21 protein-coding genes, 2 tRNA genes and 1 other RNA gene are annotated in these 18,128 nt (G+C 69.5%); 10 read left to right on the top strand and 14 right to left on the bottom strand.

The window, feature by feature from the left end:
• Positions 1 to 40: 40 nt before the first annotated feature.
• From epsC to msrA, 3 genes are all read right to left on the bottom strand, one after another.
• Positions 41 to 625: a serine O-acetyltransferase EpsC gene (gene epsC, locus ACH9EU_RS11755; protein ID WP_396414113.1), complete on the bottom strand. Its 585-nt coding sequence runs from the start codon at positions 623 to 625 to the stop codon at positions 41 to 43.
• A gap of 200 nt (positions 626 to 825) precedes the next feature.
• Positions 826 to 1,761 (bottom strand): cysteine synthase A, encoded by a 936-nt coding sequence (gene cysK, locus ACH9EU_RS11750; RefSeq protein WP_396414112.1) that lies wholly within the window; start codon positions 1,759 to 1,761, stop codon positions 826 to 828.
• A 130-nt stretch (positions 1,762 to 1,891) separates the two neighbouring features.
• A complete protein-coding gene (gene msrA / locus ACH9EU_RS11745) occupies positions 1,892 to 2,488 on the bottom strand; it encodes a peptide-methionine (S)-S-oxide reductase MsrA (protein ID WP_396414111.1) in 597 nt (198 codons plus the stop codon).
• 84 nt (positions 2,489 to 2,572) lie between these two features.
• Between msrA and ACH9EU_RS11740 the strand changes: the two genes are divergently transcribed.
• Together ACH9EU_RS11740 and ACH9EU_RS11735 are read left to right on the top strand one after the other, a co-directional pair.
• Complete coding sequence (locus tag ACH9EU_RS11740) at positions 2,573 to 3,475, top strand: Nif3-like dinuclear metal center hexameric protein (RefSeq protein WP_396414110.1); 903 nt, start codon at positions 2,573 to 2,575, stop codon at positions 3,473 to 3,475.
• Positions 3,472 to 4,206 (top strand): CT398-like coiled coil hairpin domain-containing protein, encoded by a 735-nt coding sequence (locus ACH9EU_RS11735; RefSeq protein ID WP_396414109.1) that lies wholly within the window; start codon positions 3,472 to 3,474, stop codon positions 4,204 to 4,206. The genes ACH9EU_RS11740 and ACH9EU_RS11735 overlap by 4 nt, the downstream gene beginning before the upstream one ends.
• A gap of 39 nt (positions 4,207 to 4,245) precedes the next feature.
• Here ACH9EU_RS11735 and rnpB read toward each other — a convergent pair.
• Positions 4,246 to 4,633, bottom strand: an RNA gene (gene rnpB / locus ACH9EU_RS11730) — RNase P RNA component class A.
• 79 nt (positions 4,634 to 4,712) lie between these two features.
• On the opposite strand from rnpB, the gene ACH9EU_RS11725 reads away from it, so the two are divergent.
• The 3 genes from ACH9EU_RS11725 (at position 4,713) to ACH9EU_RS11715 (ending at position 7,682) form a co-directional block, all read left to right on the top strand.
• The gene (locus ACH9EU_RS11725) at positions 4,713 to 5,480 is read left to right on the top strand and encodes a peroxide stress protein YaaA (protein WP_396414108.1); all 768 of its coding nucleotides are present in this window, start codon (positions 4,713 to 4,715) and stop codon (positions 5,478 to 5,480) included.
• A 286-nt stretch (positions 5,481 to 5,766) separates the two neighbouring features.
• Positions 5,767 to 6,675, top strand: coding sequence for a lysyl oxidase family protein (locus tag ACH9EU_RS11720; protein ID WP_396414107.1), 909 nt, complete (start codon positions 5,767 to 5,769; stop codon positions 6,673 to 6,675).
• Positions 6,676 to 6,794: 119 nt separating this feature from the next.
• Complete coding sequence (locus tag ACH9EU_RS11715; RefSeq protein ID WP_396414106.1) at positions 6,795 to 7,682, top strand: tectonin domain-containing protein; 888 nt, start codon at positions 6,795 to 6,797, stop codon at positions 7,680 to 7,682.
• Between the two features lie 96 nt (positions 7,683 to 7,778).
• On the opposite strand, the gene def is transcribed toward ACH9EU_RS11715, so the two are convergent.
• The 3 genes from def to orn all read right to left on the bottom strand — a co-directional run bounded on the left by def (position 7,779) and on the right by orn (position 9,244).
• Positions 7,779 to 8,351 carry a peptide deformylase gene (gene def / locus ACH9EU_RS11710; RefSeq protein ID WP_396414105.1) on the bottom strand — a complete coding sequence of 191 codons (573 nt, stop codon included), beginning with the start codon at positions 8,349 to 8,351 and terminating at the stop codon, positions 7,779 to 7,781.
• Between the two features lie 102 nt (positions 8,352 to 8,453).
• Positions 8,454 to 8,527, bottom strand: a tRNA-His gene (locus ACH9EU_RS11705).
• A 99-nt stretch (positions 8,528 to 8,626) separates the two neighbouring features.
• Positions 8,627 to 9,244: an oligoribonuclease gene (orn, locus tag ACH9EU_RS11700; RefSeq protein WP_396414104.1), complete on the bottom strand. Its 618-nt coding sequence runs from the start codon at positions 9,242 to 9,244 to the stop codon at positions 8,627 to 8,629.
• A 142-nt stretch (positions 9,245 to 9,386) separates the two neighbouring features.
• On the opposite strand from orn, the gene mptB reads away from it, so the two are divergent.
• The 3 genes from mptB to ACH9EU_RS11685 all read left to right on the top strand — a co-directional run bounded on the left by mptB (position 9,387) and on the right by ACH9EU_RS11685 (position 12,255).
• Positions 9,387 to 10,946 carry a polyprenol phosphomannose-dependent alpha 1,6 mannosyltransferase MptB gene (gene mptB, locus ACH9EU_RS11695; RefSeq protein ID WP_396414103.1) on the top strand — a complete coding sequence of 520 codons (1,560 nt, stop codon included), beginning with the start codon at positions 9,387 to 9,389 and terminating at the stop codon, positions 10,944 to 10,946.
• 163 nt (positions 10,947 to 11,109) lie between these two features.
• Positions 11,110 to 11,182: transfer RNA gene (locus tag ACH9EU_RS11690), tRNA-Arg, on the top strand.
• Positions 11,183 to 11,868: 686 nt separating this feature from the next.
• Positions 11,869 to 12,255: a hypothetical protein gene (locus tag ACH9EU_RS11685; RefSeq protein WP_396414102.1), complete on the top strand. Its 387-nt coding sequence runs from the start codon at positions 11,869 to 11,871 to the stop codon at positions 12,253 to 12,255.
• Here ACH9EU_RS11685 and ACH9EU_RS11680 read toward each other — a convergent pair whose 3' ends face one another.
• The 7 genes from ACH9EU_RS11680 to ACH9EU_RS11650 form a co-directional block, all read right to left on the bottom strand.
• Positions 12,256 to 12,666 carry a hypothetical protein gene (locus ACH9EU_RS11680; protein ID WP_396414101.1) on the bottom strand — a complete coding sequence of 137 codons (411 nt, stop codon included), beginning with the start codon at positions 12,664 to 12,666 and terminating at the stop codon, positions 12,256 to 12,258.
• A 216-nt stretch (positions 12,667 to 12,882) separates the two neighbouring features.
• Complete coding sequence (locus ACH9EU_RS11675) at positions 12,883 to 13,701, bottom strand: SHOCT domain-containing protein (RefSeq protein WP_396414100.1); 819 nt, start codon at positions 13,699 to 13,701, stop codon at positions 12,883 to 12,885.
• A 98-nt stretch (positions 13,702 to 13,799) separates the two neighbouring features.
• Complete coding sequence (locus ACH9EU_RS11670) at positions 13,800 to 13,991, bottom strand: hypothetical protein (protein ID WP_396414099.1); 192 nt, start codon at positions 13,989 to 13,991, stop codon at positions 13,800 to 13,802.
• 85 nt (positions 13,992 to 14,076) lie between these two features.
• Positions 14,077 to 14,259, bottom strand: coding sequence for a hypothetical protein (locus ACH9EU_RS11665; RefSeq protein WP_396414098.1), 183 nt, complete (start codon positions 14,257 to 14,259; stop codon positions 14,077 to 14,079).
• Between the two features lie 290 nt (positions 14,260 to 14,549).
• Positions 14,550 to 15,668 (bottom strand): type I restriction endonuclease, encoded by a 1,119-nt coding sequence (locus ACH9EU_RS11660; RefSeq protein ID WP_396414097.1) that lies wholly within the window; start codon positions 15,666 to 15,668, stop codon positions 14,550 to 14,552.
• Between the two features lie 174 nt (positions 15,669 to 15,842).
• Positions 15,843 to 16,028, bottom strand: a complete 186-nt coding sequence (locus ACH9EU_RS11655; RefSeq protein ID WP_396414096.1) for a helix-turn-helix domain-containing protein — start codon at positions 16,026 to 16,028, stop codon at positions 15,843 to 15,845.
• Between the two features lie 487 nt (positions 16,029 to 16,515).
• The gene (locus ACH9EU_RS11650; protein ID WP_396414095.1) at positions 16,516 to 17,226 is read right to left on the bottom strand and encodes a hypothetical protein; all 711 of its coding nucleotides are present in this window, start codon (positions 17,224 to 17,226) and stop codon (positions 16,516 to 16,518) included.
• Positions 17,227 to 17,426: 200 nt separating this feature from the next.
• Here ACH9EU_RS11650 and ACH9EU_RS11645 point away from each other — a divergent pair, with 200 nt between their 5' ends.
• Complete coding sequence (locus tag ACH9EU_RS11645) at positions 17,427 to 17,564, top strand: hypothetical protein (protein ID WP_396414094.1); 138 nt, start codon at positions 17,427 to 17,429, stop codon at positions 17,562 to 17,564.
• A gap of 178 nt (positions 17,565 to 17,742) precedes the next feature.
• On the top strand, positions 17,743 to 18,128 hold a 386-nt coding region (locus ACH9EU_RS11640), incomplete at its 3' end, for a single-stranded DNA-binding protein (RefSeq protein ID WP_396414093.1).

Genomic DNA, 18,128 nt, shown 5'->3' with positions numbered 1-18,128 from the left:
TGCGTGGCGCTCTTCGGCGGTCCCGGGAGGAGGGCCCGGTCTAGATCCACATGGCGGGGTCGATGTAGGTCGACGGGTCCACCAGTGGCTGCTGCTTCTCGGGCGTGCGGGGCCGGACCTTGCCGGGGATGCCGGTGACGATCGAGTCCTCCGGCACGTCCTTGACCACCACGGCGTTCGCGCCGATGGCCGAGTCGGCGCCGATCCGCACCGGCCCGAGGACCTTCGCGCCGGCTCCGATCACCACGCGGTCGCCCACGGTGGGGTGGCGCTTCACCTTCGCGAGCGAGCGTCCGCCCAGGGTCACCCCGTGGTAGATCATCACGTCCTCGCCGATCTCGGCGGTCTCGCCGATGACCACGCCCATGCCGTGGTCGATGAAGAAGCGGCGCCCGATGGTCGCGCCCGGGTGGATCTCCACCCCGGTGAGGAAGCGGCCCAGCTGGGAGACGGTGCGCGCCAGCAGCCGCCGGTCGGCGTCCTGCCACAGCCGGTGGGACAGGCGGTGGATCCAGATCGCGTGCAGGCCCGAGTAGTTGAGGGCGATCTCCAGCCGGGAGCGCGCGGCGGGGTCGTGCGTCCGGGCCGTCTGCAGGTCCTCGGCGAGCCTGCTCCAGAATCTCACGGTGTACCTCTGTTCTGCCGGGGGCGGTGGTCGGGCCCGTCGTCGGGCGGGACGGCGCGGAGGGCTCCGCGGGGCGTGGTCGGGCGCCGACGAGAACGACCCGCCCACATCGGGGAGCAACGCCGCACGGAGGCGGCGCTATTCCCCGGCGGGGCGGGTCGCGGTCACGGAGGGTCCGTCCGTGTCGTGCTCGCGGGGAATCAGCCGCGGATGTCCTCGTAGAGCAGGGTGGAGATGTAGCGCTCGCCGAAGTCGCAGACGACCGCCACGATCAGCTTGCCCCGGTTCTCCTCCTTGGCGGCCTCCTGCAGGGCCGCCCAGACGATGGCGCCCGAGGAGATCCCGCCGAGGATTCCCTCCTTCGTGCCCAGTTCACGGGCGACGCGCACGGAGTCCTCCACGGTCACGTCGTAGACGTCGTCGTAGATCTCGCGGTCGAGGATGTCGGGGACGAAGTTCGCCCCGAGGCCCTGGATCTTGTGCGGACCGGCCTTGCCCTGGGTCAGGAGGGGGGAGTCGGAGGGCTCGACGACGACGAGGCGGATGTCCTTCTTCTGCTCGCGCAGGTAGCGGCCCGCGCCGGTGATCGTGCCGCCGGTGCCGACGCCGGAGACGAACACGTCCACCTCGCCGTCGGTGTCGGCCCAGATCTCGGGCCCGGTGGTCGCGTAGTGCACGGCCGGGTTCGCCTCGTTGGCGAACTGGCTGGCCAGCACCGCGTTGTCGGAGCTGTCGACGATCTCCTGGGCCTTCTCGACCGCTCCGCGCATGCCTTCCGAGCCGGGGGTCAGCACGATCTGGGCGCCGTAGGCGCGCAGCATGACCCGGCGCTCGGTGGACATGGTCTCGGGCATGGTCAGCACGACCTGGTAGCCGCGGGCGGCGCCGACCATCGCCAGGGCGATGCCGGTGTTGCCGGAGGTGCCCTCGACGATCGTGCCGCCGGGCTTGAGCTTCCCGGACTTCTCGGCGGCGTCCACGATGGACACGCCGATGCGGTCCTTCACGGAGTTGGCCGGGTTGTAGAACTCCAGCTTCACGGCGACGTCGCCGGGAAGTCCCTCGGCGAGCCGGTTCAGGCGGACGAGCGGGGTGCGGCCCACGATCTCGGTGACGTCGTTGTAGATCTTCGCCATGTGCGTACCTCGGTTTCTGCGTGGTCGGTGCTGTGTCGGATCCGTGGATGGTGCTGGTGGCCGCCGCGGCGCTGGGGGAGCGCACGGCGGCAGGGTCCTGCCTCAGCCTAGTCAGGGCCCGCAAGTGCCACTACGCGGTGAGCCATGCGGAGTAACGTTGCCGGACCTTGGCCAGCTTAGGGTTGATGATCACCCGGCAGTAGCCGTTCCACGGCTGGTTCGCGTAGAAGCCCTGGTGCTCGGGCTCGGCCTCCCAGAACGGGCCCAGCGGTTCGAGGGTGGTGACGATCGGCTGGTCCCAGAGCGGCTGCGTGCGCTCGATCGACCGGGCGAAGAGCTCGCGCTGCGCGTCGTCCGCCCAGAACATCGCGGAGCGGTACTGGGTGCCCACGTCGTAGCCCTGCCGGTTGAGCGTCGTGGGGTCGTGGCCGGTGAAGAACAGGTCGAGGATCACGTCCGCGGGGACCACGGACGGGTCGAACGTCACGGCGACGGCCTCCGCGTGCCCGGTGCTCCCCGAGCAGACCTCGTAGTACGACGGGTGGTCCACGGCGCCGCCGGTGTACCCGGAGACCACGGAGCTCACGCCCCGGGTGATCCGGTAGACGGCGTCCAGGCACCAGAAGCAACCGCCTGCGAGCACGAAGGTCACGGGGTCGGGGCGTGCGTCGGGGTCGGGGCGTGCGTCGGGGTCGGGGCGTGCGTCGCCGCGCTCGGTGGAGGCCATGACCCGTACAACGTCCCGCGTCCCGCAACATTCCCGCACCGGCCGCGGAGCCGCCGTGGCCGGCGCGGCTCCTACACTGGGGCCATGAGCCGGCACAGCACGTCCCCCGCAGGATCCGCGCCCACGCTGCGCGAGGTGCTGGAGACCGTCGAGCAGCTGTGGCCGCTGCGCCTGCAGGAGCCGTGGGACGCCAGCGGACTCGTCACCGGCCGCCCGGAGCGGCCCGTGCGCCGGATCCTGTTCGCGGTGGACCCGGTCGCCGCCGTCGTGGCCGAGGCCGTGGCCGCCGGCGCGGACCTGCTCGTGACGCACCACCCGCTGCTGCTGCGCGCGGTGACGACCGTGGCGGCCGACGGCTTCAAGGGCGCCCTCGTGCACGAACTCATCGAGAACGGCTGCGCCCTGCTCGCGTGCCACACCAACGCGGACTCCGCGCGCGACGGCGTCTCGGACGCGGTGGCCCGGGCCGCGGGCCTCGGGGCCACGGCCGCCCTCGCCCCGCACCCCGCCGACCCGGAGGTGGGGATCGGGCGGGTGGGCGACCTCGCGGAGCCCGTGACCCTGCGCAGCCTGGCGCGGCGCCTGGCCGACGCCGTCCCGGCCACCGCGCACGGGGTCCGCGTGGCGGGGGACCCCGAGGCCCTCGTGCGCCGGGTCGCCGTGTGCGGGGGCGCGGGCGACTCCCTCTTCGAGGAGGTCCGGGCGGCCGGGGCGGACGTGTACGTCACCGCGGACCTGCGCCACCACCCCGCCTCCGAGGCGCGCGAGGCCGCCTCCGGCCCGCGAGCAGGGGGCACCCCGTACCTCGTGGACCTCTCCCACTGGGCGAGCGAGTGGCTGTGGCTGCCCGTGGGGGCGGCCGCGCTGCGGGAGGCGCTCGCCGCGCGGGGCCGCGACGTCGAGGTCCGGGTCTCGGCGCTGCGCTCCGACCCGTGGGACTTCCGCATCGACCACCCGCACGCCCAGACCGCAGGAGGAACCGCATGAGCACCGCCACGCCCGAGCAGCAGCGAGCCCTACTCGAGCTCGAGCGGGTCGACGCCCGGCTGCGGCGGATCGCCGGCCGCATCGTGGAGCTCAAGAACGACCCGGAGGTCGCCGCTGCGCTGCAGCTGCGTGCCCGGGCGATCACGGCCGCCCAGGAGCTCGACGCCGGCGAGCAGGAGATCCGTCGCCGCCTCGACGAGGCGGAGCAGAAGGTCGCCCGCGTCCAGGCCTCGATCGAGAAGGACCGCAAGCGCCTCGAGCAGGGCGGGACCATGAAGGACCTGATGGGTCTCCAGCACGAGATCGAGACCCGCACCCGGCAGCTCGCCGAAGCGGAGGAGGCCGAGCTGGAGATCATGCAGGAGCTCGACGACGCCGTCGCCCACCGGGCGCGGATCACCCCTCGGCTGAAGGAGGCCGACGCCGACGCACGCCGGCGCGTGGCGGCTCGTGACGAGGAGGGCCGCAGCCTCACGGAGGAGCGCGCGGGGCTCGCCGGGCCCCGCGCCGCCGCGGCCGAGGCCGTGGGCAACGCGCCCCTCCTGGCGCGGTACGAGCGGATCCGCACGGGGCGGGGCGCCGCTCGTCCGGCGGCGGCCGAGCTGCGGGGAACCACGTGCGGGGCCTGCGGCACGGCGCTCAGCCCGGCGGACGCCGCCTCGTTCGCCTCCTCGGCGGCGGACGAGGTCCTGACGTGCCCGGAGTGCGGGGTGATCGTCGTCCGCGCCTGAGGCCGCGGCGCCCCTGCGGGCGCCGCGGCCACGGAGCGGGGGACAGGCCGGCCTGTAAGCCGGGTTCTGTGCGCACGGCCGGTCGCCCGTGCCGTGGCGGTGACCATCCATCTGGGCCCACCGTTGCCGGAGGGCTCGAGCGGCCTACCCGGGCGCTCGGGCGAGCAGCCCTCGAACGCACCCTGTCTGGCCTTGCTCCGGATGGGGTTTACCGAGCCGTGCCGGTCACCCGGCACGCTGGTGGTCTCTTACACCACCTTTTCACCCTCACCCGCATCCGGCGGACCGGGGCGGGCGGTCTGTTTTCTGTGGCACTTTCCTGCGGGTCTCCCCGAGTGGGCGTTGCCCACCATCCTGCTCTGCGGAGCCCGGACTTTCCTCGGCCCGCCGCACGGGGCGCGCGGGCCGCGGTCACCCGGCCGACCTGTCCGCCGTCCATCCTACCGGGCACCGGCCTGTCCGGCGGACGGAGCCGGAGGGCGCCGGCGGTCACTACACTGGCTCGCGTGCTGATCCTCCTCCCGCCCTCCGAGACCAAGACGGTGCCCGCCGCCGGTGCCCCCGTGGACCCCGCGGCGCTGGCCTTCCCCGAGCTCGCGGACGCCCGCGCGCAGGTCCTCACGGAGCTCGCCGCCACGAGCGCCCGCGCCGACGCGCTGGACGTGCTCGGGGTGGGGGAGCGGCTGCGCGCGGAGGTGGAGCGCAACACCCGGCTCGAGGCCGAGCCCGCCGGGCCCGCGCTGGGCGTCTACACCGGGGTGCTCTACGACGCCCTGGACCCGGCCGGGCTCACGGCCGCGCAGCGTCGGGCCGCCGCGGCCACGGTCGTCGTCGTCTCCGCCCTGTGGGGCGCGGTGCGGGCCGAGGACCGGATCCCGGCCTACCGACTGTCCATGGGCGCGGCGCTGCCGGGGCTGGGGAAGCTCGCCGCCCACTGGAAGCGGCACCTGCCCGCCGCGCTCGAGCCCGAGGCCGCGGACGGTCTCGTGGTCGACTGCCGCTCTGCGGCCTACGCCGCGGCCTGGCGCGCGCCCCGCGAACGGACGGTCGCGGTCAAGGTCGTTCGCGAGTCGGACGGGAAGCGCACGGTGGTCTCGCACATGGCCAAGCACACCCGCGGTCTGCTGGCCCGCCACCTCGTGGAGGCCGCGGGCGGCGGGGCGGCCCCGCAGACCCCGCAGCAGCTGCTCGCCACCGTCCGGGAGCGCTGGCGCACGGAGCTCACCGAGCCCACGTCCCGCTCGGCCGGGGAGCTCGTCGTGGTGCTGGACTGACGTGCAGTCGGTCACGTGGGCAGGGTGAAGCGGCGTCCCTCGTCGGCCGGTGGGGACGCCGCTTCGTCGTTCACGTGGCTGTCGGGGCCCGGTCGGCGTGTCCATTGCGGCGCGGGACCAAGCCGACCCTACTTCGGGTCTCGCGAACGGGTCCGTGCATGCGCTGGTCGGCGCGAGAGGTCTGCCGGCTCCGACCGGACGCAGCGGACGAGATCGCCCCGCTCCTCGCCTCCGCGAGCCCCACCGTCTCGTGAGTTGACGATTGCGCATTCGCCATTGCATAGTTATGCCCGACATGCGCCGCTTTCTTCGCGGCGACTGGGGGATGTCGGAACCGGACGCGTCCGCGTGCGAACGGCCGTTGGCTGCGCCGCGGCGGAGCGGTTCCGACCGCGTGGGGGGATATTTGGTGTTGGGGAATTCTCGGTTTCTGCTGGCCACGGCTGCCACAGCTGCCACCGTCGTGCTGCTGGGGGTGGCGGGACCGGCGACCGCGGATCACGGCTCGGCGCCGCACCGTGTCGCGGGGCCGGAGGACCGGCTGCCCGACCTGCAGATCGAGCCGTTGAGCGACCTCCGTGTCCAGATCCTCGAGGGCCGTCGCGTCCTCCGGTTCACCGCTGTCATCGCCAACCGCGGTGACGGGGCTCTCGAACTCGTGGCGAGCCGGACGAGCACCTCGACACAGGAGATGCCCGTCGTCCAGCGCATCGAGCAGCGGGGCGGTGGCTATGAGTCGGTCCCGACCGACGCGGTGGTGAATTATGCGGTGGCCGACAAGCACAGCCATTGGCACCTGCAGCACGCTGCCGAGTACAGCCTGCGGGTACCCGGCGAGGAGCATCCGCGGGTCGCGCACAAGGAGGGCTTCTGCCTCATCGACGACGTTCGCCTGCCCGGCGACTCCGCTGGTGAGACCGCTGAGGCCGCTGAATATGTAGGCTGCGAGGAGGGTCTGACGGAGAGTCGCTCGGTGACGCAGGGCATATCGGTCGGTTGGGGCGACCCGTATTCGTTCGACGTGTGGGGGCAGTGGATCGACCTGACCGGGCTGCCTCTGCCGGGACGCTACTGCCTGGCAGCCACCGCTGACCCGCGTGGACTGCTGGCGGAGACCGACACGGGGAACAACACGACCACGACGCTGGTCGACCTCACGTCCAACGACGTCAAGGTCGTCGGCACCGGGTGCTGAGCCCCCACATGACCGTGCGAGCTGCCCCGGCCCCGGAAGGGGCTGCCGGCGGTCGCAGCTCGAGGGCGACTCGCGCAGTGCACCCCGGCGCAGCAGGTACCAAGGAGAACTTCACGCTGATGCAGAAGACCACATTCGTGTCCCACGCCCGGACCGGCCTTTACCCGGCGCTCCTGGTGGCGATGACCCTGACGGCGTGCACGCCTGGCACGTCCGCGCTCGAGCCGCCGGAGGAGGCTGCCTCCGACCGGACGCCGCGGGCGGACCAATTGCTGGCAGAGCCTCCGCAGTCCATCGAGATCGGGTGGACGGAGCTTCCCGGTGAGATCAAAGAGATCGGCGTCGGTGGCATCAGCGGGGACGCCTCGGTCTGGGCCCTCAGCGAGCAGCGCAGCCCCGGTGGCTACGAGGTCAACTGGTGGAACGGCAAGGAGTGGGAGGGCCTCGGGCGCGGTGCTGCCGCTCTCGACGTGAGCCCGGACGGGTACCCGTGGATCGTCGACTCCGACGGCGGCATCTTCTCGTGGGACGGTTCGGACTGGACCGAACGGCCGGGAAGCGCCCGCGACATCGGCATCGGTGCGGACGGCTCGGTGTGGATCGTCGGCACCGACCCGGTGCCGGGCGGCTACGGCATCTACCGGTGGACCGAGACGAGCTGGGAGCAAGCACCCGGTGGCGCTGTCGCCATCGACGTCGCGACGCAGGGCGATGCCGCCGTGGGACACCAGAGCGAGCCGTGGACCATCGACGAGAACGACCGCATCTCCCGCTGGACCGGCTCCGAGTGGTCGCAGCAACCCGGAGAGGCCCGGGACATCGGGGTCGGCGCCAACGGAGCAGCGTGGGTCATCGGCACGGCCTCGGCGGACGGGGGCCACAGCATCGCCACGTGGAACGGCGAGGGCTGGGCCTCCGCGCCCGGCGGCGCCGTGAGCATCAGTGTCGACCCCGACGGCTTCCCGTACGTGGTGACCGACGACAACCGGCTCCTGCGCGGGACGTGACCCTGCGGGTGGTGGACTCCATGTCGGGGACCCGATCCCGTGGAACGTGACAGAGCGCTGGTCCTCTTGTGACGGCCGGGGTCCGGCCGCCGGGGCTCAGTGGCCGAACGGGTCCTCGTCGACCCCGGGCGTCCAGAACCGGCCGTCCCGTCCCCAGCCTTCGGCCTTGACGGCCCGGCGGGCCTTCCGGCCCCACTTGTCGTTGAGACGGTCGACGTAGAGCTTGCCGTCCAGGTGGTCGTACTCGTGCTGCATCACCCTGGCGAACCAGCCCGTGGCCTCGAAGTCCAGCGGCCGGGCCTCGGCGTCCTGACCCGTGACACGCACCCACTCCGCCCGCTTGAGCGGCCAGCTGTGGCCGGGCACGGACAGGCAGCCCTCGGCCTCCTCGTCGGGGTCCGGCGCCTCCTGCGAGATCTTCCCCAGGGTCAGCACCGGGTTGACGACCACGCCGCGCGGCGGGACGCCGTCGTCGTTCGGGAAGGCGTACGTGAACAACCGCAGTGCCACACCGATCTGCGGCGCCGCCAGGCCCACCCCGTGGGCCGCGTCCATGGTCTCGTACATGTCCTCGACGAGGCTCTGCAGGTCGTCGTCGAAGGCCGTGACCTTCGCGGCGGGGCGGTGGAGGACGGGGTTGCCGGTGATCACCACGGGGCGGACGGCCATGACGCACACTTCCTTCGACGTGACGGGACCGGGGCCGTCCCCGGTCCCGGGAGGGGAACGACGAAAGGCCGCCCCGATTCCTCGGGACGGCCTTTCACAGCGGGTGAGCGACGGGGGTTGAACCCGCGACCTCCTGGACCACAACCAGGCGCTCTGCCGAACTGAGCTACGCCCACCATGAACGCCCGCCGGAAGACCGTGCTTCCGCTGGGCAACGCACACGAGTGTACCGCATTCCGGGGGCGCCCCGGACCACGGCCGCCGGGGTGTGCGGCCTAGTCGCCCGTGCGGGACGCCGTGATCTCGGCGGCCACGGCCCGGGCCGTGGCCGAGTCCGGTCCAGGGTCCGCGGCGAAGACCGTCCGGCGGTAGTAGCGCAGCTCGTCGATGGAGTCGCGGATGTCGCCCAGGGCCCGGTGGTTGCCGGTCTTCGGCGGGGCCTGGAAGTAGGCGCGCGGGTACCACCGGCGGGCCAGCTCCTTGATGGTGGAGACGTCGATCACCCGGTAGTGCAGGTGCGCCACGACGTCCGGCATGTCCCGGACCAGGAACGTCCGGTCCGTGCCCACCGAGTTGCCGCCGAGCGGGGCCTTGCCCGGCTCGGGCACCCACTGCTCGATGTAGGCGAGGACCTGCTCCTGTGCCTGCTCCATGGTCAGGCCCGAGGAGAGCTCGTCCAGCAGCTTCGAGGAGGTGTGCATGGCCCGGACGAAGTCGCCCATCTGGGCCAGGGCGGCGTCGTCGGGACGGATCACCACGTCCACACCCTCCCCGAGCACGTTGAGCTCGTCGTCCGTCACGAGCGCCGCGACCTCGATCAGGGCGTCGTCCGTCAGGGACAGCCCCGTCATCTCGCAGTCGATCCACACAATGCGTCCGTTCGAATTAGCCACCCGGACAATCTACCGTGCCCCGCCACCGGCCGCCGTGTCGGGCATCGCCCGGCAGCCGGGGATAGGATCGGGGGCGACCACGGGGACCGTGCCGCGCCCGGCCGAGCCCCCGCCAGCACCGGACGGGCGCATCGGGAGAGCAGTGCGAACGACGTGGAGGACGCGGGCCAGGGGCGCCACCGAGCCCCTCGCGAGCCCCGGAGGCTCGCGGTACGTCTCCGGGTCCCCGCTGCGGACCGTGCTCATGGGCACGCTGGGCTCGCTCATGCTGCTCGTGGGGTCCCTCGGGGTCGGATGGCTCGCGTCCGTGTCGCCGCTGCGCCAGGTGCCGGTGATCATCGCGATGCGGTTCACGACCACCGGGGTGATCGTCTCGATCCTGCTGCTCGCGGTCGGCGGCATGCTCCTGATCCGCGAGTGGTTGCGGCTCGGGCAGAAGCTCAACCGGTGGGGTCCCGGCAGCGGCCCGTGGGTGCTGGCCGCCATCGCCGCGTGGTCGGCGCCGATGCTCGTCACGATCCCGCTGTTCAGCCGGGACGTGTACTCCTACATCGGCCAGGGGCGGGTGATGGCCAACGGGCTCAACCCCTACGAGCACGGCGTCTCCACCATCGACAACTTCTTCCAGCTGGGCGCGGACCAGATGTGGTCCGAGTCCCCGCCGCCCTACGGACCCCTGTTCCTGTGGCTCGAGCAGTTCGTCGTGGCGGTCACGGGAGCCGATCCGGACGCCGCCGTCCTGTGGTTCCGGGCCCTGTGCGTTCTGGGCGTGGTCGCCTGCATGTGGCTGATCCCGCGTCTCGCGCGGCTCCACGGCATCAACCCGGCGCGCGCCCTCTGGCTGAGTGTGGCCAACCCGCTGTTCCTCACCAACTTCATCGTCGCGGTGCACAACGACGCGATCATGATCGCCCTCGCCCTGGGCGGCACCTACGTGGCCGCCGCCCACCGCACCTGGCGGGGCGGGCTGGCCGGCACCACGCTCGTGACCCTGTCCGTGGCGATCAAGCCGATCACCCTCGTCTTCCTCCCCTTCATCGGGCTGCTGTGGGCCGGCCGGGGGGCGTCGTGGCCGCGCCGGCTGACGATCTGGGCCCTGGTCCTCGCCTGGTCGATCGGCCTGCTCGGGCTCATGGGCCTGATCAACGGCTTCGGCTTCGGCTGGGTCTCCGCGATGTCCACGCCCGGGTCCGTGTCCATCTGGTACGCCCCCGTCGGTTTCGTGGGCGGCCTGGTCGCGACCCTCGCCGGCGCCGTGGGCGCGGACTCCGGCCAGTGGCGGGGCTTCGCCCACTCGGCGGGGCAGTCGCTCGCGGTCCCGGTGATCCTGTGGCTGATGTTCACGGGCCGGGACGAGCGGCTGATCCGGCGTCTCACGTGGGCGTTCGCCGCCATCGTGGTCCTCTCGCCGATGATCCAGGCGTGGTACGTGGTGTGGCTGATCCCGCTGTTCGCGGTCACGGGCGTCCGCAGCGACTGGCAGGTGGACATCCTGTTCTTCCTCACCGTCTTCTTCATGATCTACGCGGTCTCCGATCAGCTGGACGTCTTCCCGTACCTGGACCTGGACCTCAGCTCCGGGCGCATGATCGCGGCCATCGTCGCGCTCTCCTACGGCGTCTACCTGTGGTTCCTCGACCCCGCCACCAGACGTCTGTTCCGCGGGCGCTACCAGCCGCCGGTGCAGAGCGCCGTGATCTGAGCGCCCTGCCGGGAGCATCCTGATCCGGGCATCGGCCAGGGGGGCCTCGTGGCGGCACGAAACCCGTCACGGGCACCCGGGGCTGTGTCGGGAGGGGGCCGGGGGCACCGGGGCGACTTGGTAAACTCGGCGGCGGCGCCCGGAATCTTCGGCCGGGCGGCCCGCCCCAGTAGCTCAGCGGATAGAGCAGGAGCCTTCTAATCTCTTGGTCGGGGGTTCGACTCCCTCCTGGGGCACGATAAACCCCCTCTCACTAGGTGTGATACTAGCGGGAGGGGGTTCGTTGTTTGGTTGGAGGTGGGCAATCCATCGCAAACCCAACACCTACTCCCCGAAGACCTCCAGGGCCCCCGTCGCATCGGGAGCGTCCGCCAGCTTCTCGACGTAATGCTTGACCGTGATCGCCTCGGACGAGTGACCGAGCTGCGCGGAGGCAGCAGAGACGCCCGATACTCGCGCTAGACCACCTGACACAGCCACCCCACCGGGTGGCTTTTCTCATGAGGAGGACCTGTGCCCAACAATCCACCGTCGTCCAGGTGCGGTTCCTCGCTGCGTTTCAGCCCGCTCGCATGGTCACTGGTCCGCCGCTGACTCGACTGCGCCCCCGCTCTGCTTCGGTAGGGCGGAGGCGCTTTGTCGTCGGATGAGCCTGACGCTACGGCTGGCCAGCGTTCATCCATGCCGTGACGACCGGGGCGACAAGCTCAGGAATCCACTCGGCCGCGTACGGGAGGACGGTGGGGGCGGCGCAGGCCACGACGATGAGAGCGATGAAGCCGAGTAGCTCCTGCTTAAGGCTTCGGCGCTGTGTGTGGGGGGACATGACTTCCTCTCGATAGTTGGTCCCCGGATGGTAGCGACTGCAAACGACAGCCTAAGGGCTGGTAGAAATGTCCGCCTGTGGGAAGACCAGGACGACATGGACGACGACGAAAACGCCCGCCGCCACGCCGTGGCCGGCTCCCACTGCTACCCCGGCGGCCCCGAGCTCACCGAGGATCTGACCGCAGCGATCCGCGCAGCCTCCGCCCCCGGTATGACGCCGGGCGCCGGTGCCCGACGGTACGTCTACCGACGCGAGCCCTACGGCCGGGCCGCGATCCCCACGAGCCTCGGCACGGTCGTCGTCGACGGAAAGTTCCTGCGCACCGAGGACGGCCCGCTGCTCGAGCTGTGGCGGCAGTACCCAGGTGGCATGCTCGACGTCTACATCCCCGCAGCCTGGGTGCGGCCGATCAGCCGGGAAGAGTCCGGGTGGGTGGACGTCTACGACATCGTCGAGGACGCCAGCCTGTTGGATCGGTAATCAGGAGTGTCTGACCCCCATGTGGTCTAACCAGGGCGCGGCGAGAGATATCCAGCCGTCGAGGTCTACATCGAAGGTTCCCCCTGCGCTGTCCGCGAGTTCCGCCCACCCCCAGTTGTCCTGCTTCAACCTCGGGAACCATGTGGTGTAGTCCGTCGTCCAAGACCCCACGAACGCCCAGCGCCGGCCGTCTGCATCGTCCAAGATTCGCAGGATGTCCGTCCGCTCCATATCGGCTCGGATTTGCGGAAACTTGGAGCGGTGCGGCCAGGCTTGCCAGGCATGGTTGAAGGCAAACTCCAGGTCGAGCTTGCTGTTCGGCACTTCGTCCACGCCAAGGGCGAGACAGGCGATGGCCAGTCCCTCTCCGACGGCGGTCTGCTGTTGGACCTTCGAGGGGGTGTGCGGCACTGCAGGTTCCTTCCTGTCGTCGAAGCTCCACATTTAGCACGGAGGCCGGAAAGCTATGGTCACTGCCCCACGATGATCGGCACCACGATCGACCCGAGACCGACCAGCACCGCGGCGACGGACAAGAGCACGTTGATCCGGTCCTGCTTACGTTGTTGCTCGCCGGCCACTTCACGGTGCGTCTTGATCTCCGTGATGACCCGCTCAGTGTTGCGATCACAGGCGCCCGAGCAACTCCTGCTTCTTGGCTTCGAACTCATCCTCGGTCAGCACCCCGGCGTCGCGCAGTTTGCCCAGCTGCTCGAGCTGTCCGAGCACGTCAGGGGCCGCAGGCGTGGGCGCGGTGGCCTGAGCCGTCGGTGCACCAGTGCGTAGTTGGCTGAACGCCTTGGCGAAGGCGTCACCTTGGCTGGGCATCATCCCTGTGATGGTGGAGGTGTTGCCGGAGGCGGTGAAGTTCAGGGACTCGCCCTTGGAGCCCTTCTTGATCGTCATCGAGGAGATGACGCTGATCGGGAACTCCTCCAGCGACTCTTCGAGGAGGATGCCCTTTTCGTAGAAGAACAGCCGCTGGGTGGTAAGCCCTACGATAGAGAGCTTCTTCTCGTAGGTGCCCTGAGCCAGCGCCAGGACTTGCTCGTCGGGGCGCAGTACGGTGCGTAGGTAACGAATCTCCTTGCGGACGAACAGCCTGCTGGCCCGGTCCATCCGCTCGATCGCCGCGGCCAGACCCCGGTCGTCGATGACTTCCTCCCCGATCACCTCCGTGAGGTCCTGGAGCACTGACTGGTGCTTATTGCGCATCATCTGAACGGTCACGGAAGCCACCGTCCCCTCCGGGTGCTCGGTGAGTTCGGCTGTGATCTCGGCGGCGTTGCGGTTCTTCATCAGGACCATTTTTGTCTTGCCCACGACATGCCCCACTGGCCCCGTTGGCGGCGCGCCAATCTGCTCCAGGGCGGCTCGCAGGCGGGTGTCCGCCTCGGCTAACGGCAAGCGCAGCAGCCACTGATTGGTCTCCTTGTTGCCCAGCATTGTCGGCTCTTTCGGGGGCCGTTGCGTCGTTCTGTTCACTGTAGTGAAGGCAATAGATCGGCTGGCCAAAATGACACGACTCCTGCTCGCGCTGACAATCAACGATCCTCGTCATCCTCGCGGGTGCTCACTTTCCACTTCAGCCAGTCGAGGATCGGCCGAAGGACCAGGATCCCCAGGCCCGCGAGGAATAGCCCCACCGGTAGCTCCCAACCGAGGCGCCAGATGAGCCACAGGCCTAGAGCCACGATCGCGACCCCGACGCTCAGCCCGAGCGCCCTGGCCATCATGTGGCGTCCTGACGGACTGAACCACTGCCCGCGGGGAGCCGGGAGGTCGGCGCCTCGCCGCTCGAGCGACGGCTACCCCGCTGTTTCACGTCACATTTCCGCCCGGGTCACGCGGCGATCGGGGACTCCACAGCGAGGTGGCGAGCAGTCCCAGGCATCCCAGTCCTGTCAGCCACCAGTTCCACTCTCCGAGGATGAGGCGTATCCCCACGACCAGGGCGGTGAGCAGGGCAAGGTACAGCAGCACCAGCTTGGCCGTGCGAGACATGACCTCTGCCCTCCTATGCATGACGTCGTCGTGGTACCGGAATGGTGTCACGGGGCAGGTCGCCGGCGGCAGGCCCACTTCAGGTGGCGTGATCTTGGGACCTTGCCTCGAAAGGCTGTGAGTCGTCGAATGCGGGTCAGGACGCAGTCTCGCTGGGGGAGCCTGAACTGGGGGTTCGCGTGCTCGGCGCCACCGACATGACGTCATCGAGGGCGAGTGACGACAACGAGCGGCCCCGGAAGCATCAACGCTACCGGGGCCGCTCTGTCATGCTCGGAGTTCAACCCCAGCTATGAAGCTACCGGCGCTTCAACGTATCGCTCCACCGTGGTGTGCAGTTCGTCACTGAAGTTGAAGATGTCTTCCAATGCAACAATGGGGTGCCGGGTCTCGGTCTTTCCTTCATCGAATAGGCCGATGTATTTTTGCGTCCTGTTGAAGTGCAGTCGCGCGATGGTTTTCCTGTTGTTGTTGTCTAAGAGGACTGCAAAGTAGGACTTCGCGTCACGGTGCGCGACCCTATGGGGCTTCACCTGATTGCAGAGGATGGCTCGGATGATTTGGAAAGCCTCAAGTTCCTCGACGGTCGTCGTGACACCGTCGCTCGATTCGCGCAGATCCTTCTCGACCTCGTCCTGACTTTGCACCGCTTCTGCCGGCGCGTCTGCGGGTGCCGCCGACTCGGGTGCGCTGCCAACACCCAGAGCCGTGGTCAGGCGATTGTTGACCTGCTCGTTGAGGAACTGCTGGGCGGCCTTAGCAACCAGCGGGGTGAACTGATCCCGCACCTTCTGCGTGAAGGCCCCCTCATAGACCTTCGTCGTGAAGAACTTCACCCACTCCACATCGGGCTCTTTGAACTGAGCGGCGATCTCCCGTTTGATCGCCCCGATGTACTTCAACTCCCCGGCCGCGCTGATGATGGAGTCGAGGTCGAAGACCTCCTTGCTCAGCTTCTGCAGCTCTGGGATCAGGGTGGCGTCGATGTCGCTGAGGTCGAGAACCAGAAACGGCTTGGAGTCCATCTTGTTGGGTGCGTCCAGGTCCGTGTAGAAGTGATAGACCTCCCCATTGGTGAGAATGGCGATCCGGGCGTTGGTCACCGCAAAGTACCTGAACAGTTGCGAGGCGTGCTCGAGCTTCAGCGGAGCGCCGACGTGCTTGCACTCCACCAGCATCTGAACCTTCTCGTCGTGCACGATGGCGTAGTCGATCTTCTCGCCCTTCTTCACCCCCACGTCCGCTGTGAACTCGGGTACGACCTCCAGGGGGTTGAACACGTCATAGCCGAGGATCGTGGAGATGAAGGGCATGACGAAAGCGTTCTTTGTGGCTTCTTCGGTCTCCAGTGACGCCTTCTGGTGCGCCACTTTGTTTGCGAGGGCCATCAATCGTTCCGTGAAGTCCACGTTTGCTCCTGCGGTCAGCGCCTACACAATGCGTTTGCATCTGTGTACCCCATTGGGGCACAGCTTGTAACCCTTGGGCCGATGTATGACTCGCCGACGCGAGATGTCCGACGCAGCGCAGGCCAGCGACCCCGACTCCCGTAGGTGGGAGCCGGGGCCGCTTTGTCGTGCCAGCTACGCCATGTTGCGTCGTTCCCACTCGGCAATCGCTGACTCGGGAATCCGGTATGGGGCGCGAATGCTGTTGTTGAGTCGGACAGCTTTGATGCGGCCCTCACGGAGGTAGCGGCGGACGGTCTGCGGGCTGAGGCTCAGGATCTTGGCGACCTCGTCGGGAGTGTAGTACTTCGGTGTCGGCATGGGGTCACAGTAGGACAAGTGGGGGTGTTGATTCTGTTAGAGGAACAAGTAACAGCGCCCGGCCCGGCGGCGCCGAGAGTCGACGGCGGGACGTGAACGGAGCGACTGCCCTCTGGGGAAGACCGGCAGACCCAACGATTACCCAACAGAAACAACGAAACGCTGACCCATCTGTAAATATGTGAGATCGAGCAGAATCCGCGCCATGACAGGCTCCCTTATACGTCGGGATATGCCTTGACACCCAACACAAACCCCCGATTTCTAATCTCTTGGTCGGGGGTTCGACTCCCTCCTGGGGCACCGAACGTTGTGCCGGCGGACCGGGCTGTGCTCCCGGGTGTGACCGGTGCCTGCCGTCCGGCCTCGCTCCACGGAGCCCGGACGACGGACCCTCCGCCGGTGGCGGCCACGGCCTGCAGGCCTCTCGGCCCGCAGCCCGTTCGCGGTGCGCAGCGCCGTGCTGCTCTCCGTGGCGACGGCAGAGCTACCGGTCGGACGAGCGTGACCGCAGCGTCTCGGTGAACACGGCGCGTACGGAGTCCTTCAGGGCGGCGTGGTAGGCCGCCAACAGGGTCCTGCGGTTCCGGAGCTCCTCGACGGTCAGACCGGTGTGCTCCCGGCCCGAGTTCTTGGCGTAGAGCACGTCGGTGGCGCGGTCGATGAGCTGGAAGTACCGGACCGTGAGCAGGTCCTGGACCTTGTGCCACTCTTCCGTCGGACGTTCCGAGACGAAATAGCCCCAGAGCCGGTTCTCGATGGCCTCTCCGCAGGCGCGGCTCTTGAGGTACTGGGCGTCCAGCGCAGCACGAAGGTCCGACAGGGCCTTCCGGAGGGCCGGATCGCCCGGATCCTGCTCCAGGCTGGTCCTCGCGCGCCAGAAGTGCTGCAGCATCAGGTACAGCGAACTGGCGGACTCCGTCATGAGGGAGACCAGTTCATGCCGCAGGGCGTCGTCGCGCGCCCGGAGCTCCCGATTCTTCTCGGCGTCCGCCCGGGCCTCGTCCCGTTGCTTCTCCGCCCTCTCCCTCGCCTCGTCCTGCGAGCGCAGCCTGTCCTCCCGGGCCGTCTCGACCCGGTGCGTGATGCCCCAGACCACGAGCCCGCCGAGGAGGACGAGGACGAGGGGCCCGACGGCGGCGACGGCGAGCCGCTCCCAGAACGGCAGGGCTGCGGCCTGTGTCAGGAGCGGGCTCATGGCACTTCTCTCGTGAGGGGATCTCATGGTGTGCCCGGTCGGCGGCCGTGGTCAAGCACGACCTCGCCGCACACACGTTCTCGGCGCTCGCTGCATCCACAGCGCCCCCTGCGCCGGTAGCAGGGGTGAGGACGCCCGCGCACGATGTCCTCCTGCAGGCAACGTCCTGCCGACCCGAGGGGATCGTCAGCGAGGTGAGCGTGATGGCTCAGATCCGGCTCTGCCAGTGCGGAGCGCCGCCCGTCCAGGGCCCGTGGTGCTGGGCCTGCGCCCACGAGCAGCAGAAGCAGCACCAGCCCCTGGGTCTGGTCGACTGGGGAGCGGCCGACCTCGACTGACAGCGGCCCGTCCCGGCAGAGTCCGCACTGCACGGCGGTCCGGACCTCGCGGTCCGGGCGACGGTCCTCCACAATCGGCCCGGCCGGCGCCCTCCGTGCTCCCCGGGAACCGGACGCTGGGAGCACCCCGCACGGGGCCCGTCCCGGCCGTACGGCCGCCGCCGAAGAGGAGACACCGATGACAGAGCAGATCACCGTCCGTGGCTACGCCGCCACGGACCCCGAGTCCCGCAACCTGCCCGACGGCACCGTGGTGGTGACCTTCCGCCTCGCCTCCACTCCGCGCCGGTTCGACCAGCAGAGCAATTCCTGGCGCGACGGGCACACGAACTGGCTGACCGTGCAGGCCTTCCGACTGCTCGGCGTCAACGTGCTGGCCAGCGTCAAGAAGGGGCAGCCGGTCGTGGTCGTCGGCCGGCTGAAGATCCGGTTCTGGGACGGCGACCGCGGACGCCACACGGCGGTGGACGTCGACGCCGTGTCGGTCGGGCACGACCTGGCGCTGGGCACGGCCTGCTTCCAGCGCACGGTCAGCTCCGCCCCGCCCGCGGGGACCCCCGGCGG

This window comes from Kocuria rhizosphaerae, assembly GCF_044462265.1.
Lineage (GTDB): Bacteria > Actinomycetota > Actinomycetes > Actinomycetales > Micrococcaceae > Kocuria > Kocuria rhizosphaerae.
Note: the sequence above shows the minus strand (reverse complement) of the source record. Positions and strands in the feature narration are given on the sequence as shown.

Excerpts from the sequence above, each read along its gene's own strand:
- cysK (WP_396414112.1), bottom strand. The coding sequence starts at position 1,761 with ATGGCGAAGATCTACAACGACGTCACCGAGATCGTGGGCCGCACCCCG.
- msrA (WP_396414111.1), bottom strand. The coding sequence starts at position 2,488 with ATGGCCTCCACCGAGCGCGGCGACGCACGCCCCGACCCCGACGCACGC.
- ACH9EU_RS11740 (WP_396414110.1), top strand. The coding sequence starts at position 2,573 with ATGAGCCGGCACAGCACGTCCCCCGCAGGATCCGCGCCCACGCTGCGC.
- ACH9EU_RS11735 (WP_396414109.1), top strand. The coding sequence starts at position 3,472 with ATGAGCACCGCCACGCCCGAGCAGCAGCGAGCCCTACTCGAGCTCGAG.
- ACH9EU_RS11720 (WP_396414107.1), top strand. The coding sequence starts at position 5,767 with ATGCCCGACATGCGCCGCTTTCTTCGCGGCGACTGGGGGATGTCGGAA.
- ACH9EU_RS11715 (WP_396414106.1), top strand. The coding sequence starts at position 6,795 with ATGCAGAAGACCACATTCGTGTCCCACGCCCGGACCGGCCTTTACCCG.
- def (WP_396414105.1), bottom strand. The coding sequence starts at position 8,351 with ATGGCCGTCCGCCCCGTGGTGATCACCGGCAACCCCGTCCTCCACCGC.
- ACH9EU_RS11685 (WP_396414102.1), top strand. The coding sequence starts at position 11,869 with ATGGACGACGACGAAAACGCCCGCCGCCACGCCGTGGCCGGCTCCCAC.
- ACH9EU_RS11675 (WP_396414100.1), bottom strand. The coding sequence starts at position 13,701 with ATGCTGGGCAACAAGGAGACCAATCAGTGGCTGCTGCGCTTGCCGTTA.
- ACH9EU_RS11670 (WP_396414099.1), bottom strand. The coding sequence starts at position 13,991 with ATGATGGCCAGGGCGCTCGGGCTGAGCGTCGGGGTCGCGATCGTGGCT.
- ACH9EU_RS11665 (WP_396414098.1), bottom strand. The coding sequence starts at position 14,259 with ATGTCTCGCACGGCCAAGCTGGTGCTGCTGTACCTTGCCCTGCTCACC.
- ACH9EU_RS11655 (WP_396414096.1), bottom strand. The coding sequence starts at position 16,028 with ATGCCGACACCGAAGTACTACACTCCCGACGAGGTCGCCAAGATCCTG.
- ACH9EU_RS11650 (WP_396414095.1), bottom strand. The coding sequence starts at position 17,226 with ATGAGCCCGCTCCTGACACAGGCCGCAGCCCTGCCGTTCTGGGAGCGG.